Source organism: Gaetbulibacter jejuensis, from assembly GCF_039524015.1.
GTDB classification, from domain to species: domain Bacteria; phylum Bacteroidota; class Bacteroidia; order Flavobacteriales; family Flavobacteriaceae; genus Gaetbulibacter_B; species Gaetbulibacter_B jejuensis.
In genome coordinates, this window is the sequence record NZ_BAAAGF010000004.1 from 110,710 (window position 1) to 127,192 (window position 16,483).

17 protein-coding genes are annotated in these 16,483 nt (G+C 32.3%); 8 read left to right on the plus strand and 9 right to left on the minus strand.

Annotated features, from left to right (window positions below):
• Positions 1–70: 70 nt before the first annotated feature.
• The 5 genes from carA (at position 71) to ABD011_RS12565 (ending at position 6,748) form a co-directional block, all read left to right on the plus strand.
• The gene (gene carA / locus ABD011_RS12545) at positions 71–1,174 is read left to right on the plus strand and encodes a glutamine-hydrolyzing carbamoyl-phosphate synthase small subunit (protein ID WP_131508155.1); all 1,104 of its coding nucleotides are present in this window, start codon (positions 71–73) and stop codon (positions 1,172–1,174) included.
• Between the two features lie 155 nt (positions 1,175–1,329).
• The gene (gene eno, locus ABD011_RS12550; RefSeq protein ID WP_343798748.1) at positions 1,330–2,619 is read left to right on the plus strand and encodes a phosphopyruvate hydratase; all 1,290 of its coding nucleotides are present in this window, start codon (positions 1,330–1,332) and stop codon (positions 2,617–2,619) included.
• Positions 2,620–2,760: 141 nt separating this feature from the next.
• Positions 2,761–4,305 carry a glycogen synthase gene (locus ABD011_RS12555; RefSeq protein WP_343798752.1) on the plus strand — a complete coding sequence of 515 codons (1,545 nt, stop codon included), beginning with the start codon at positions 2,761–2,763 and terminating at the stop codon, positions 4,303–4,305.
• Positions 4,306–4,478: 173 nt separating this feature from the next.
• Positions 4,479–5,765 (plus strand): citrate synthase, encoded by a 1,287-nt coding sequence (locus tag ABD011_RS12560; protein WP_129761415.1) that lies wholly within the window; start codon positions 4,479–4,481, stop codon positions 5,763–5,765.
• Positions 5,766–5,833: 68 nt separating this feature from the next.
• Positions 5,834–6,748: a dimethylarginine dimethylaminohydrolase family protein gene (locus tag ABD011_RS12565; RefSeq protein WP_343798754.1), complete on the plus strand. Its 915-nt coding sequence runs from the start codon at positions 5,834–5,836 to the stop codon at positions 6,746–6,748.
• A 1-nt stretch (position 6,749) separates the two neighbouring features.
• Here the strand turns inward: ABD011_RS12565 and ABD011_RS12570 are convergent, their stop codons facing one another.
• The 6 genes from ABD011_RS12570 to rsfS form a co-directional block, all read right to left on the minus strand.
• Complete coding sequence (locus ABD011_RS12570) at positions 6,750–7,016, minus strand: acyl-CoA-binding protein (protein ID WP_129761413.1); 267 nt, start codon at positions 7,014–7,016, stop codon at positions 6,750–6,752.
• 1 nt (position 7,017) lies between these two features.
• On the minus strand, positions 7,018–7,668 hold the full coding sequence (locus ABD011_RS12575) for a phosphatidylserine decarboxylase family protein (protein WP_343798757.1): 651 nt from the start codon (positions 7,666–7,668) through the stop codon (positions 7,018–7,020).
• Entirely contained in the window at positions 7,658–8,479 is an 822-nt protein-coding gene (locus ABD011_RS12580) for a phosphatidate cytidylyltransferase (protein ID WP_343798759.1), read from the minus strand. Before ABD011_RS12580 ends, ABD011_RS12575 begins: the two co-directional genes overlap by 11 nt.
• Positions 8,480–9,088, minus strand: coding sequence for an LUD domain-containing protein (locus tag ABD011_RS12585; protein ID WP_129761410.1), 609 nt, complete (start codon positions 9,086–9,088; stop codon positions 8,480–8,482). It lies immediately after the preceding gene.
• A gap of 113 nt (positions 9,089–9,201) precedes the next feature.
• Entirely contained in the window at positions 9,202–11,130 is a 1,929-nt protein-coding gene (gene ftsH / locus ABD011_RS12590; protein WP_343798762.1) for an ATP-dependent zinc metalloprotease FtsH, read from the minus strand.
• 10 nt (positions 11,131–11,140) lie between these two features.
• Entirely contained in the window at positions 11,141–11,512 is a 372-nt protein-coding gene (rsfS, locus tag ABD011_RS12595) for a ribosome silencing factor (protein ID WP_129761408.1), read from the minus strand.
• 96 nt (positions 11,513–11,608) lie between these two features.
• Between rsfS and ABD011_RS12600 the strand changes: the two genes are divergently transcribed.
• Positions 11,609–12,340, plus strand: a complete 732-nt coding sequence (locus ABD011_RS12600) for a biotin--[acetyl-CoA-carboxylase] ligase (protein ID WP_343798765.1) — start codon at positions 11,609–11,611, stop codon at positions 12,338–12,340.
• Here the strand turns inward: ABD011_RS12600 and ABD011_RS12605 are convergent.
• On the minus strand, positions 12,337–12,732 hold the full coding sequence (locus ABD011_RS12605; RefSeq protein WP_129761406.1) for an SRPBCC family protein: 396 nt from the start codon (positions 12,730–12,732) through the stop codon (positions 12,337–12,339). The two genes, ABD011_RS12600 and ABD011_RS12605, sit on opposite strands and share 4 nt — an antisense overlap.
• A 27-nt stretch (positions 12,733–12,759) precedes the next feature.
• A complete protein-coding gene (pyrE, locus tag ABD011_RS12610) occupies positions 12,760–13,404 on the minus strand; it encodes an orotate phosphoribosyltransferase (protein ID WP_131508172.1) in 645 nt (214 codons plus the stop codon).
• A gap of 126 nt (positions 13,405–13,530) precedes the next feature.
• Between pyrE and ABD011_RS12615 the strand changes: the two genes are divergently transcribed.
• A complete protein-coding gene (locus tag ABD011_RS12615; RefSeq protein ID WP_129761404.1) occupies positions 13,531–14,112 on the plus strand; it encodes an NUDIX hydrolase in 582 nt (193 codons plus the stop codon).
• Here ABD011_RS12615 and ABD011_RS12620 read toward each other — a convergent pair.
• Positions 14,109–15,848, minus strand: a complete 1,740-nt coding sequence (locus ABD011_RS12620; protein WP_343798767.1) for a M14 family metallopeptidase — start codon at positions 15,846–15,848, stop codon at positions 14,109–14,111. The genes ABD011_RS12615 and ABD011_RS12620 overlap by 4 nt on opposite strands.
• Before the next feature lie 157 nt (positions 15,849–16,005).
• Here ABD011_RS12620 and ABD011_RS12625 point away from each other — a divergent pair, with 157 nt between their 5' ends.
• Positions 16,006–16,404 carry a hypothetical protein gene (locus ABD011_RS12625; protein ID WP_129761402.1) on the plus strand — a complete coding sequence of 133 codons (399 nt, stop codon included), beginning with the start codon at positions 16,006–16,008 and terminating at the stop codon, positions 16,402–16,404.
• The last annotated feature ends 79 nt before the right edge of the window (positions 16,405–16,483 follow it).

Consider the following 16,483-nt stretch of genomic DNA (forward strand, 5'->3'; position numbering starts at 1 on the left):
TGAAATATTAAAGGATAAACATTTTAGTTTATCCTTTTTTTTATGCAATTTTGCGAAACTTTTAGAATCTATGAAGTATAATAAAAGAGAAAAAGCACTAATATTACTAGCAGACGGAACCATATTCTATGGAAAATCAATAGGAAAAAAAGGTACTGCATTTGGAGAGGTTTGCTTTAACACTGGTACTACAGGCTACCAAGAAATATTTACCGATCCATCTTATTTCGGACAATTAATGGTGACTACCAATGCGCACATTGGTAATTATGGAACACTTTCTGAAGAAGTGGAGTCTAATTCCATTAAAATATCAGGTCTAATTTGTAAAAATTTCAGTTTTAATTATTCAAGACCAGCAGCAGATGATTCACTCGAAAATTTCTTTGAGAAGAATAATGTATTGGCTATATCTGATGTAGATACAAGAGCTCTTGTAAGCTATATCAGAGATAATGGAGCTATGAATGCTGTAATTTCTACTGAGGTTGATAATATTGAAGACCTTAAAAAACAACTAGCAGATGTGCCAAATATGAATGGTTTAGAGTTGGCTTCTAAAGTATCTACTAAAGAACCATATTATTTTGGTAACGAAAATGCTACGTATAAAATAGCAGCTTTAGATATTGGAATTAAAACTAATATCCTTAGAAATTTAGCTAAAAGAGATGCCTACATTAAGGTGTTTCCTTACAATTCGACTTTTGAAGAGTTAGAAGCATTTAAACCAGATGGCTATTTCTTATCTAATGGACCAGGAGATCCTGAACCTTTGGTTGAAGCACAAAATTTGGCTAAAGAAATCATTAAACGTAACCTTCCGCTATTTGGTATTTGTTTAGGACACCAAGTAATCGCGTTAGCAAACGGAATTTCTACTTATAAAATGCACCATGGACATAGAGGTATTAATCATCCTGTAAAGAACCTTATTACAGGTAAAGGAGAGATTACTTCACAAAATCATGGTTTTGCTATCAATAGAGAAGAAACTGAAAATCATCCAGATATTGAGATTACTCATTTGCATTTAAATGATGATACTGTAGCAGGCATTAAAATGAAGAGTAAGAACTGTTTTTCAGTTCAATATCATCCAGAAGCAAGTCCTGGACCTCACGATTCGTCGTATCTATTTGACCAATTTATAGAAAACATTAAAAATAAATAATGAACAAACCTCAAAGAAAATCGATTTTCATTGAGGTTTTTTATTTACGAAAACATTTTAGTAAAATTAAAATGTAATAATGAATAGGTAAATACCTTTTAGATTAACAATTTTGTAAATTTGACATACAATTAAACAACATTAAATAGAAACATATGAGCATTATAATTAATATTCATGCAAGACAAATTTTAGATTCACGTGGTAATCCAACTGTAGAGGTTGATGTTACTACAGAAAATGGAGTTGTAGGTAGAGCTGCAGTACCATCAGGAGCATCAACAGGAGAACATGAAGCAGTTGAACTTAGAGATGGTGGAAATGCCTATATGGGAAAAGGAGTTACAAAAGCTGTAGAAAATGTCAATACTATAATTGCTCAAGAGTTGTTAGGTGTTTCAGTGTTTGAACAAAATGCTATCGATCAATTAATGATTGAATTAGATGGTACACCAAATAAATCAAAATTAGGAGCTAATGCTATTTTAGGAGTGTCTTTAGCTGCTGCTAAAGCTGCTGCAAACGAATTAGGAATGCCATTATACAGATATGTTGGAGGTGTTTCAGCAAACACGTTACCAGTACCAATGATGAATATCATTAATGGAGGTTCTCATAGTGATGCGCCAATAGCATTTCAAGAGTTTATGGTAATGCCTGTAAAAGCAAAAAACTTTACTCATGCTATGCAAATGGGTACAGAAATTTTCCACAACCTTAAAAAAGTATTACACGATAGAGGTCTTAGTACTGCTGTAGGTGATGAAGGAGGTTTTGCTCCAACATTAGATGGTACAGAGGATGCACTTGATACAATTGCCAAAGCTGTTGAAAAAGCAGGTTATAAATTAGGTGATGAAGTAATGATTGCTTTAGATTGTGCTTCGGCCGAATTTTATGTAGATGGAAAATATGACTATACTAAGTTTGAAGGAGACAAAGGTCAAGTAAGAACTAGTCAAGAGCAAGCAGACTACTTAGCTGAATTAGCAGCTAAATATCCTATTATTTCTATTGAAGATGGAATGGATGAAAACGATTGGGAAGGTTGGAAATACTTAACCGAAAAAGTTGGAGATAAAGTACAACTAGTAGGTGACGATTTATTTGTAACCAATGTAGAGCGTTTATCAAGAGGTATTGAAAACGGTATTGCTAACTCAATTTTAATTAAAGTAAACCAAATTGGTACTTTAACCGAGACTATTGCAGCTGTTAATATGGCTCATAATGCAGGTTATACGTCAGTGATGTCTCATCGTTCTGGTGAAACTGAAGATAATACTATTGCTGATTTAGCAGTAGCATTAAACACTGGTCAAATTAAAACAGGTTCTGCATCTCGTAGTGATAGAATGGCAAAGTACAATCAGTTATTAAGAATCGAAGAAGAATTAAATGATGTTGCTTACTATCCTCAAGAAAAGGCTTTTAAAGTAAAGTAACATTTAAAATATGGTATTAAAAAAGGCTTCTGTTTAATTACAGAAGCCTTTTTTACTTTTAACGACTAATTAATGTGTATTAGTTTTTTAAGTAAATTTATTTTAAGTAATTTATACTTCATTATTAAAACTCAGTACTTAATGTCAAATTTCCTTTTTGTTTCTGCTGAAAACGATGCCATCAAAAAATGTAAAGCTGGTGGTATGGGAGATGTTGTTAGAGACGTTCCTAGGCAAATAGCAGCTTTAGGTGATAGAGTTAGTGTTATAACTCCTGCTTATGGACGATTGCACATAGGGCAAAAAAAGATTAAGGAGGTTGAGTTTTCTTATAGAGGAGAAACTGCCAAAGCAATTATCTATCAAGTAGCTCCAAAGAAAGAAATTGAAAACATTACACATTATGTTATTCATCATCCTGATATAAAGTCAGGTAATATTGCCCATATTTATTTTAATGACCCAGAACAACCATTTTATACTGATGCTTGTATGTTCTCCTTATTCTGTAGTGCAGTAGCAGAGAGTATAACACAAAATAGTTTTGGGAAATTAGATGTTGTACACTTACACGATTGGCATACTAGTTTACTGTTGTTTTTAAAAGAATATCATCCTTCTTATAAAGTATTGCAAAATATAAGGTTTGTATATTCAATTCATAATTTAGCTATTCAAGGTATTAGACCATTTAATGATAATTACTCTTCGTTACATGCTTTTTACCCTGAGTTAGATATAGATTATGAGAATTTAAAAGATCCAAGATATCAAGATTGTATAAACCTTATGGCTGTAGGAATTAAACTAGCCGATGTTGTGCACACAGTGTCTCCTTCCTATAAAGAAGATATAATGAAATCTAGCAATTTTCCAGATTTTATTGGTGGAGAAGGTTTAGAAAACTATTTAAAAGAAGCTAATAAAGAAAACCGCTTAGTAGGAATTTTAAACGGTTGTAATTATCAAAACATAAACTTAGTGCAACATGGAGCATTTTATGTTAATGCTATTCAAGCGATTTTTGAGTGGTTGCAAGAACCCGAAAAAGAATATAAAGCTGATTTTTTAATTCATACAGGAGAAAAAATTGTAAGACTCATAAAAGAACCAGCAAAATTTGTTTGTGCCAGTGTTGCAAGACTAACAGAGCAGAAGTTTTTCTTTTTTAAAAATTCACCTGAATTATTAAAATCAATTTTAGAAAAACTAAAAGCTGTAAATGGTATTTATGTAGTACTTGGAACTGGAGCACCAGAGTATGAGCAGCTATTACAAAACATAAGCTATGAATATGACAACTTTGTGTTTTTTAATGGACAGTCCGAAGAGGTTATTGATTCGATTTATACCGAATCTAATCTATACTTAATGCCCAGTCTTTTTGAGCCATGCGGAATAAGTCAAATGCTAGCAATGCGAAATGCGCAACCATGTCTAGTACACCATACAGGTGGATTGAAAGATACTGTCGAACATTTAAAAACAGGATTTTCATTCAACGGAAAGACAATTGATGAAAAGAATGCTAACTTTTTGGCGGTATTTTCTCAAGCATTAAAAATCTTTTTTGAAGACAAAAGTCAATGGGATACTATTTGCCTCAATGCTAAATCACAAAAGTTTACTTGGCAATCTTCAGTAAGAGAATATTACAAGAAATTGTATAAAATAAATGTCAAATAATGCTGCAGTTTATGTGCGTTTGCATTTTCAATTATGAGTTACATCCAAGCATCAATTTTCGTAATATCACAATAGATAAATCCTTTATGGAGAAGCTTTAAAAATCCTAAGATATTTCGTATTTTCGTACAATCTTTTTAACAATAAAACTTTAAAAAAATATAAACATAAAAATGTCAGATAAAGCTACATTAGAAATTAACGGTCAAAAACATGAATTTCCTTTAATTACAGGAACCGAAAATGAGGTTGCAATAGATATTAAGGCCTTAAGAAGTGTAACAGGAGGCGTTACTACAATTGATCCAGGTTATAAAAATACAGGATCTTGTGTAAGTGCCATTACATTTCTAGATGGAGAAAAAGGAATATTGAGGTATAGAGGATATTCAATTGAAGAACTAGCTGAAAAAGCAGATTTCCTAGAAGTAGCTTATCTTTTGATTTTTGGAGAATTGCCAACACAAGAGCAATTAGATAAATTTCACTCCGACATAAAAAAGCATTCTGTTGTTGACGACGATATAAAGAAAATTTTAGATGCTTTCCCTAAGTCAGCGCATCCAATGGGAGTTTTATCTTCACTTACAAGTGCATTAACAGCGTTTAATCCTTCGTCAGTAAATGTAGATTCTGAAGAAGAAATGTACAATGCTATTGTTAGAATTTTAGGTAAGTTCCCAATCTTAGTAGCATGGACAATGCGTAAGAAAATGGGGTTACCATTAGATTATGGAAGCTCATCATTAGGTTATGTTGAGAACATTTTACAAATGATGTTTAAAAGACCAGATGAAAACTATGAGCAAAACCCAATTTTAGTAAATGCTTTAGACAAGCTTTTAATTTTACATGCTGATCATGAGCAAAACTGTTCAACTTCTACAGTAAGAATAGTAGGTTCTTCGCATGCAGGTTTATTTGCTTCTTTATCTGCAGGTATTTCTGCACTTTGGGGACCTTTACATGGTGGAGCAAACCAAGCAGTTTTAGAAATGCTTGAAGCTATCAAAGAAGATGGAGGAGATACTAAAAAATATATGGGTAAAGCAAAAGACAAAGAAGATCCTTTCCGTTTAATGGGATTCGGACATCGTGTATACAAGAACTTTGACCCAAGAGCTAGAATAATCAAAAAAGCAGCCGATGACGTTTTAGGTGATTTAGGTGTTGAAGATCCTATTTTAGATATTGCTAAAGGATTAGAAAAAGAAGCTTTAGAAGATGATTACTTCGTAAAAAGAAAACTATATCCTAACGTAGATTTCTACTCAGGAATTATTTATAGATCAATGAATATTCCTGTTGAAATGTTTACAGTAATGTTTGCACTAGGGCGTTTACCTGGTTGGATTGCTCAATGGAGAGAAATGCGCTTAAATAAAGAGCCAATAGGTCGTCCAAGACAAGTATATACAGGTGAAACATTAAGATCGTTTAAAGGAATTAACGAGCGTTAAGCTTAGGCTTATTACATCATATAAGCTTCATTATTTATTTTAATGAAGCTTTTTTTATAATTTATATTATGCTGAAATTGAATGTTAAAAATGAAACTTCTCGTCTTAGAGCAGTGGTTTTAGGAACAGCTAAAAGTAATGGTCCAACTCCTAAAATAGAGGATGCATACGACCCAAAATCTCTTGAGCACATAAAAGCAGGAACATATCCGTTAGAAGCCGATATGGTTAATGAAATGGAAGCAGTAGCTAAAGTTTTTGAAAAGTATGATGTAAAAGTGTACAGACCTAATATTATTGAGGACTGTAATCAAATTTTTGCCAGAGATATAGCTTTTGTAATTGACGATGTGTTTGTAAAAGCCAATATATTACCAGATCGAGAAGAAGAGCTTGAAGCCATTCAATATGTTATTGACCAAATTGACCCTAAAAAAGTAATTAGACCTCCTGAAGAAGCTCATATTGAAGGAGGAGATGTGATCGTATGGAATGACCATATCTTTATTGGAACTTACCGAGGAGCTGATTATTCTGATTATATAGTGGCTCGTACAAACCAATTAGGTGTAGATTACATTACTGAAAAATTTCCGCATAAAACCATAAAAAGTTTCGACCTTAGAAAATCTCAAGTAAACCCTAGAGACAACGCTTTACATTTAGATTGCTGCTTTCAGCCAATAGGAACAAATAAAGCAATCTTACATAAAGAAGGGTTTTTAGTTGAAGAAGAGTATGAGTGGTTGCTTAATTTCTTTGGAGAAGAAAATTGTTTTGTCATTACAAAAGACGAAATGTATGATATGAACAGTAATATTTTTTCAATATCTGAAGACGTGATTATCTCAGAAAAAAACTTTACAAGATTAAATACTTGGTTAAGAAAAAATGGATTTACTGTTGAAGAAGTGCCTTATGCAGAAATAGCTAAACAAGAAGGTTTACTACGTTGCTCTACAATGCCTTTGATAAGGGATTAACTTATTTTCGGTATAAAAAATAATTGTTTACCAAATCAATATAAATACGTTTAGCTTCATCTGGCGAAACATCTTTAACCTGAAATAATGCATTTGTTTTAAACGCGTTAATTATAGGCTTTCGGCTACTTGGTCTACCATAGTTGTTTGTAGCCTTTTTGTAGTAAGCATAAAGGCGAAGTAAAAAATCAGCCGGAAAAGGTTCGGTATGATTGTTTATACGCTCTACAGCGTCTCTAAACTCTATGTCTAGTTCTTCAGGTGTCATTTTAAATTTCAGCAATAATACTTTCGCCTCCTTTTACAACTTGGTTCAAGGTTACTTTAACGTCTGCATCTAAAGGTAAAAATAAATCTACTCTCGACCCAAATTTTATAAACCCAGCATCAGCGCCTTGTATTGCTTTGTCATCAACCTTAGCATAGTTAACAATACGTTTTGCTAGTGCTCCAGCAATTTGTCTATATAGTATTTTTCCAAACGAGTTGTTTTCTACAACAATAGTCGTGCGCTCGTTTTCTTCACTGGCTTTTGGATGCCATGCAACTAAATATTTCCCAGGATGGTATTTGCTGTACAATACATTTCCACTTATAGGATAACGTGTTACATGAACATTAATTGGCGACATAAAAACAGATACCTGTATGCGCTTGTCGTTAAAATATTCTTTTTCAAAAACTTCTTCAATAACTACAACCTTGCCATCAACAGGCGAAACGGCTTGTTTTTCATTTAAAATGGTGTTTCGTTTAGGGTTTCTAAAAAATTGAAGAATTAAAACCAAGAACACTACAAAAAGTAGCATTAGTGAAGTTCTTAGCCAAGGTAGTTGTATAAAATAATCAATGATCAAAACAGCTCCAACTACTATAACTAGCGAAATAAATATAATTTTATGGCCTTCTTTATGAAACATAAGTTACTATTCTTAAAAATAAATAAATAAAAGGAGCAGCAAATATTATACTATCTAGTCTGTCTAATAAGCCACCATGACCAGGCATGATTACACCACTATCCTTTACTTTAGCTTGTCGTTTAAATTTAGATTCTATCAAATCTCCAAGTGTACCAAAAACACTAACTATAATTGCTAAAATTAACCAATAAGTAGAATCTAACGTATTTGTAAATTTAGCAATAAAATAACTAGCAACACACGAAAAAAACAAACCACCTAAAAATCCTTCAACTGTTTTTTTAGGCGAAATACTAGGAAACAGCTTTTGTTTTCCAAAGTTTTTTCCAACTAAGTACGCAAATGTGTCATTGATCCATATTAGAATAAAAGTACCTAAAAGCAACAATGGTGTAAACTGATGCTTAAAGTTTGCTATTAAAATTAAAAACACAAACGCACTACTTAAATAAAAAGTAGTGATTAGATATCTTTTAGAGCTGAAAAGCGGTATGGTTTTCTCAGAAAATAAATCTTTAATTAAAAACAACTGAACAAAAATTGTAATTACATGAAGTATTTGAATAGCCTCATCAAAACCATGTGTAGTGGTTATAATAGTAGACCAATATCCAAACACAAAATATAAAATCGTGAAAATTATAAACGGATAAAAATCTTTTAAGTTGATAAGTTTTTTAAACTCAGCTAGACAAATAATACCAAACACAAAAAATAATGCAGCCAATGCATGTTGCCAATACAGTGACAAGATTAGTAATGTGATGTATATTGCTCCGGATAATGCTCTGGTAACGGCTTCTTTCATCTATAGGTCTTCTAGAAGAAGCAAATATAGGTTTTTTGAGCTACTTCCATAAGTTAGAAAATCTTTATCCTCAACAGTTTTAAAATGCTTTATCGTAGTAATATTAGTTGGGATTTTTTCTCTGTTTTTACCTTTAATACCTCTAAGGCCTTCACCTATATTTTCAACAAACTGACTTGTTGTTGCATATATTATAAAATTGGTAGGCAGCTCTTTTAGTTTCTTCTCAGCAATTTGATTTGAAGAAATTAATAGCGAACCATCATCTGAAATAAGGTATTCACAAGTGGATAAAAAATACGTGCTTTCTGAAACTTTTTTAGTTGGATTTAAATGAAAATCTTTAAATAATTCAGAAAGTCTATCATCAAAGAGTAAAGCGTTTTTGTCTTCCCATTCATTTTCACTAAGAATTTGCGATAAATTATCCTTGACTTCGTTTAAATTTTCGCAATACAAAAACTTTCCGCCATTGGCTTTAAAATTTATGGTAAATCTCTCGTCAGCGGGCAATTTAATTTCAGGCATATATTTGCCTCTCTCTTCGCTTTTTATGTTATCTTCTTCACTATCAGATTTTAGACCGAAGATTTTACGAAATAGACTCATGTATGGGTTGCTATTACCTAGGTTTTAATTTGCGTATTATTTCAAATATAAAAAAACTTAAATTAACACGTGATTAATTTAAGCTTTTTATAATAATATTATGTTTTTGGCTTTTATTCTTCCTCGTCTTTTCCAAAAGGACGCTTACCAAAAATCTTCTCTAAATTATCTTTAAAAATAACTTCTTTTTCCAATAAAACTTCTGCAAGTTCAGTAAGTTTATCTTTATTTTCTTCAAGAAGTGCCACAGCTCTTTTGTACTGCGTTTCGATAATATTAGAAATTTCTTTATCAATCAACTCAGCAGTTTCTTCGCTGTAAGGCTTTGTGAACCCATACTCAGACTGACCTGAAGAGTCGTAGTAGGTTAAGTTTCCTACTTTATCACTCAATCCATAGATTGTAACCATGGCACGAGCTTGTTTGGTTACTTTTTCTAAATCACTTAAAGCACCAGTTGATATTTTATTGAAAATAACTTTTTCAGCAGCTCTACCACCTAATGCAGCACACATCTCGTCTAGCATTTGCTCTGGTCTAACAATTAAGCGTTCTTCTGGTAAATACCAAGCAGCTCCTAACGATTGTCCTCGAGGAACAATAGTTACTTTTACTAATGGAGCAGCGTGCTCTAGCATCCAGCTTACAGTTGCGTGTCCAGCTTCGTGGAAAGCAATGGCACGTTTTTCTTCTGGAGTAATGATTTTGTTTTTCTTTTCTAATCCACCAACAATTCTATCAACAGCATCAAGGAAATCTTGTTTTGTTACTGCTTTTTTACCTTGTCTAGCAGCAATAAGTGCAGCTTCATTACATACATTAGCAATATCAGCACCAGAGAAACCAGGTGTTTGTTTTGAAAGAAAATCGATATCTAAATCCTCTGCTTTTTTGATAGGTCTTAGGTGAACTTCAAAAATCTCTTTACGCTCTCTTACATCTGGTAAGTCAACAAAAATTTGACGATCAAAACGTCCAGCACGCATAAGAGCTTTATCTAATACGTCGGCTCTGTTTGTAGCAGCTAATACAATAACATTGGTGTTAGTGCCAAAACCATCCATTTCAGTTAATAATTGGTTTAAGGTATTTTCACGTTCGTCATTAGATCCTGAAAAATTGTTTTTTCCTCTAGCTCTACCAATTGCATCAATTTCGTCAATAAATATAATAGAAGGCGATTTTTCTTTTGCTTGTTTAAATAAATCTCGTACTCTCGATGCTCCAACACCTACAAACATTTCTACAAAGTCAGAACCAGATAGTGAAAAGAAAGGTACTTGTGCTTCACCAGCAACAGCTTTTGCTAATAAGGTTTTTCCTGTTCCAGGTTGTCCTACCAGTAAAGCTCCTTTAGGTATTTTTCCACCAAGTGAAGTGTATTTTTCAGGGTTTTTAAGGAAGTCTACAATTTCTTGAACCTCTTCTTTTGCACCTTCTAAACCTGCTACATCTTTGAATGAAGTTTTAATGTCAGTCTTTTCATCAAAAAGTTTTGCTTTAGATTTTCCGATGTTAAAAATTTGTCCTCCAGCGCCTCCACCAGCACCTGATGACATACGTCTCATTATAAAAATCCAAACACCTATGATTAGGATAAACGGTAATAAGGAGATTAAAAAGTTACCCCAAAGATTTTCTTCGGTTTTATACTTTAGCTCAGTATTTAAGTTGTTATCCTCAAGGGTTTTGTTGATGTCTTTTTCAAAGTTTTGCAAATCACCAAACTCAAACGAATAGTTTGGAGCAGGAGTCATTGCAGGGAAAATACTACTAGGTTTGGTCTTTTTATGTATTTCTTTATTTTGTGCTTCTTCGGTAAGATAAACTTTTGCTTCTCTTCGGTTTATGATTTCAATTTTTGAAACATCACCATTTTTTAAATATTCTAAAAATTGAGAAGGGGTTGTGGTCGCCACATTTTGCGATCCAAATCCACCTGAAAATAACTGAAAAGCGATAATAGCAAAAATTGCTATTCCATAAATCCAATATGGATTCAGTTTTGGTTTCTTATTTGTATTTTTATTTTCGTTTGCCATTAATTCTTTTTTAGTAACTAGTTTCTATAACAGTTGTTTTTGCATCTCCCCAAAGACTTTCAATGTCGTAGTATTGTCTAATGTGTTTTTGAAAAACATGTACAACAATATTAACATAATCTATCAAAACCCATTCGGCATTATCAACACCTTCAACATGCCAAGGGTTGTCTTTAAGTTCTTTGCTAACCTTTTTTTGAATTGAATTTACTATGGCGTTTACTTGCGTATTTGAAGTACCTTCGCAAACAATAAAATAATCACAAACTGTGTTTTCAATTTCTCTTAAATCAAGGATTGTTATTTCTTTCCCTTTTACATCTTCAATACCAGCTAATATGGTAGTTATTAATTGGTCGACATTACTATTTTTTTTCGCCATTAAATTGATTTAGTTTTGTGCAAAGTTATTATTTTTTTAGTTCTTTTGAACTTTAATTCTTCTTAAGAAAATTATAAATTAACATTTGCTGCTTTTATGCATATAATCAAACTTAATGCCATTGACTCAACTAATACTTATTTAAGACAATTAAGTGCTAGTAAGGCTATTGAGGATTTTACGGTTGTTGTTGCTAAACATCAAACAAAAGGCAGAGGACAAATGGGGACCCAATGGAACGTTCAAGATGCTAAAAATCTTACTATGAGCGTGTTTAAAGACATTACAGGTGTTGATGTAGAACGTAATTTTTATATTAGTATAGCTGTGTCTTTAGCGGTTTTTGAAGCTTTAAAAAGCCTTAACGTTGAAAAGCTAAGCATTAAATGGCCTAACGACATTTTGTCAGAAAATAAAAAAATAGCTGGAATTTTAATTGAAAATGTCATAAAGCAAAATAGATTACAGGCTTCAATAATAGGCATTGGTATTAACGTAAATCAAATAGAATTTGAAAATTTACCTAAAGCTTCGTCTTTACAATTAATGTCTGGACGCTTTTTTGAATTGGATGAGGTAATGATTACTGTATTGCAGAAGCTTGAATATTTTTTCGAATTACTACAAAAGAATAGCTTTTCTACACTTAAAGCTCAGTATGAAGAGCATCTTTTTAGAAAAAATAAACCTTCCACATTTAAAGATATGGAAGGTAATATGTTTTCAGGTTATATAAAAGGTGTGTCAAATTCTGGTAATCTTCAAGTGTTGCTTGAAGATGAAATCATTAAAGAATTTGATTTAAAAGAAATAACTCTGTTGTACTAAACAGCAGTAGTCATGTTTGTTGCTAGAGTTTCAATAAACTTGCTGATTGGGCCTTTAATCATCATAGCCATCATAGCATTAAACTCTCCTTCAAAAGTTAATTGGACTTCGCTAGTATTAGCATCTACTTCAGTGATGTTTCCAGTAAGTGAAAAGTCTAGTTTTCCACCAGCAGCACCAAGTACAATTTTATTAGGAGGTGTAGCTTCTTTTTTCTTAAGCACTATTTCAGGCATTCCTTTTAAAGCGAACAAAAATTTGTCGTTTTCTAAAACTTCAAATTTGCTGATGTTTTCAGGCATTAAAGCTTCAAAATTTTTCACATCAGATAAAAAATCAAAAGTCTCTTGAGCTGATTTGTTAAGGGTTACCTTTGGCGATTCTAAATTCATGTATATAAGTTTTTTTCTAAAGGTGTATCAATTAGCGTTCCATTCGCTTGGGTTAGCGTTCCATTGTGCCAAAAGGTCCTGTTGTTTTTTAGTGATATAGTTAGTTTCTAGTGCTTGGTCTAATAAGCTTTCATAGTTACTTAAAGTATGTAAAGTAAGGTCTTCAGCTTCAAAACTGTCTTTAGAAACATTGAAACCGTAAGTAAAAATGGCAATCATTCCTTTTACATTGGCACCAGCTTCTTTAAGAGCAGCTACAGCATTTAAACTACTTTTTCCAGTACTTATTAAGTCTTCAACAACTACCACATTTTGTCCATGTTCTAGATGACCTTCAATTTGGTTTTTGCGACCATGCGATTTTGCTTCAGGTCTTACATAAACAAACGGAAGTCCTAAATACTCAGCAACTAAAATCCCAATACCAATAGCTCCTGTAGCAACACCAGCAATAACATCAGGCTTGCCATATTGTTTTTCAATTTGCTTAGCCATGGTTTCTCTAATGTAGTTGCGAATTTGCGGATAAGATAACACAATTCTGTTATCACAATATATTGGCGATTTCCAGCCAGAAGCCCAAGTAAAAGGCTCTTCAGGGCTAAGTTTTATCGCATTTACTTGCAATAAAACTTCAGCAGTTTTTTTAGCGGTATGTTTGTTAAAAATCATAGCGCAAAACTACACAATTTTGTTAAATTTAAATTTCAAAACTTAAAATAAAATTAATTTTTGAAAATGGTAATATGTGCTTAAAAGTTATATTTTTACCATTGAAAACCTATTTGCCCAAATATTATGTATAAAGTTTTTGTAGGTGACAAACCAATTATATTAACGACTATTGTTAGTGAAGAAACTAACTTTAAAAACTATTTATTAGATACAGTTAATATTGGTAAAGTTATAAAAGAACTTAATTCTACCAGTTTGGAAGAGGTGAGATTAATACACAAAAACCCAGATAAACTCCTTAAAAAATTTTTAAAGAAATTACCAAATGTAGTTGCAGGAGGAGGTAAGGTTATTAATGAAAAAGGAGAAACACTTTTTATCTACCGAAATAAAAAATGGGACTTACCAAAAGGAAAAGCTGAAGCTAAAGAATCGATAGAAGAAACCTCAATTAGAGAAGTGGAAGAGGAGACAGGTGTTAAAGGTCTTGAAATTGTAAAACCGCTTGATACTACCTATCACATTTTTAAGCGAAATGGTAAGCACAAAATAAAAGTAACTTACTGGTTTGAGATGAAAACAACTTACTCAGGTAAACTTGAACCAGAAGAGAAAGAAGGTATTACCAAGGTAGAATGGCTCAACGAAACGCAACGTCAAGAAGCTATGACAAACTCTTATGCTAATATTAAAATTTTGGTTTAGTGCAATCTGTACACAGGATATTGCAAGTGTGCTTTTTCGTAATAGTCACTTTGTTTATGTAACCAGTCTAATTGCGCATACCAGTTATTGTTAAAATTAGTATCTGTTTGTTTTTTCTGTTCAAATTCTGTTTTTAAATCAGGGTTTTTATCTAATAATTCTTTAGCAATATCTTCCCATACATAAGGTGAAAAACCTTCTTTTTGTTGCAGAATTGTATCAAAAAAGTTCCAGTTAAAGAATGAGTCTGGTGCTTCAGGTTCTAATGTTTCCATTAAATACCTGAACGCATTTTGATGTGTATTAATAATATAATCGCCTTTTAAGAATTTTACTTGTTGTTCTGTTTTAGTAACTTTAGTGTTGTAATGCTGATAATGGCCTTCATAAGGCATTTTTCTGCTCTCATAACTTTCAATCTCATAGGATTCTACTGTTATTGTAGTGTCCTTTTTAAACTGGCGCATTTCTACTTGATTGAGCTTTAAAAGCTCTATTACTTTCCACCAACCTTGTGGAATAATGTAAGCACTTGGTATAGTTACTTCAATGCTTGGTTCAAAATAGTTGTTGTAAACCACATCTTTTGTAAATGGTTTTGTGCGATCGTATTTTAAGCGTTGCGCTCCAGTAACCTCGCTTGGTATTCTATTGCCTTCATATCCTTTAAAACTTAATGTAGAGGTTTTGCTAGTATCGATTTTCCAATCTAGGGTATAGGTCTCAGTATAATCACGAATATGTTCTTCTGTGCTTATTTGTTTCCATTGTATTTTTTGATAATCTTCTTCAATAATATCAATCATACTTTTCATAAGTTCATAAGTGCCTTCAACACGTTGTTTGTAGGGTTTTAGCATGTGAGTTTCAACCATCATACCTAAAGTGTTAAATAGTGTTGTGTAACCAGTAGAGTATCTTGGGTAGTCCATAAACTGATTAAAACCAGTTTCTGGAGTTCTGTTAAACACATTGACATAAGGTGTAATATCCCAATTTTTTGCGCCTAGTTTTTCTTCTAGTTTAGGCATCATTTCGGTATGGATATAATTGCCTAAATCGCCTCCTAATTTATTGTGTTGTGTGAATAAATGAGTGAGCGTATATTGGTAGTCTGCACCATTGCTTACATGATTATCAATAAATACATCAGGGTTTATTAAATGGTAAATCTCAGTAAAAGCACGAGCGTTTTTGGTGTCGCATTTTATAAAATCTCTGTTGAGGTCATAGTTTTGAGCATTTCCTCTAAAACCATACGATACAGGTCCATTCTGGTTTGTTCTTGTTGTAGAATTTCTATTTAAGCTACCTCCAATGTTATATATTGGTATGGTTGCTAAAACAGTGTGTTTAGGCATTTCAATAGTGCCTTGAGCAATATCTCTGTAAAGCAGCATTGTGGCATCTATACCATCGCTTTCACCAGGATGAATACCATTGTTGATAAGGAGTATGCGCTTATTGTTGGCTCTTATTTGCGAAAAATCAAAAACTTTGTCAGGGTTTAATGTTACAAGATGAAGTGGTTTGCCAGAATCTGTCTTACCAATTGAGTCTATCGAAATTTCAGGGTAAGCTTGGGCTAAGTTTTTATAATACAGTATGGTTTCTTCATAAGTGGCAGTTTCCTTGCCTTCACTTTTTTCAAAAACAGTAGTGAAATCATAAGTTTTTTTGGGGTTGTTTTGGGAGCAAGAACACAGTATTATAAAAAGTAGCGCAAATTTTTTCATGTGTATGATTTTTGATATTTCAAACTTACTTAAAATAGTAATTGATTTTAAGATTGTTATCGTTTTATGTTAGAATATCCTGGATTTATTTTGTCAAAACCTTAGCAAAATCAAGGATTTTTTTTATTTTTAACTATCCCTTATTAACTAAAATAATATGCAAGAAAGAGAGCTTTCTCACAAATTGTCATTTGGCACTATTATTATTCTCAATGAGCATTTAGCTGAGGTAATTATTGACGAAGGTGTTGAAATGGACAAAAAACTAATGGAAGAATATCATAATTTTTTACTCGAAAATTTAACGCCTCCATTTTCACTTTTAGTAAACAAACTTCATTCTTACTCTTATACTTTTGATGTTCAACGTAAGATTTCAAAATTGAAAGAAGTTTTTGCTGTAGCAGTTGTTGTGAACTCAATTGGTAGTAAAATGGCTACTAAAACAATATTGAGTTTGAATAATGATGAAAACTGGACAATGAAAATGTTTTATCTAAGAGAAGAAGCTTTGATATGGCTTAATGAAGAGAAAAATAAAAGAATTTCAATGTAAATTTTAACACATACTTCATTGATGTCTTTAGAGAAAAATACATTTTAAAGTAGTAATTTTGCAGCAGAATTTTTACCAA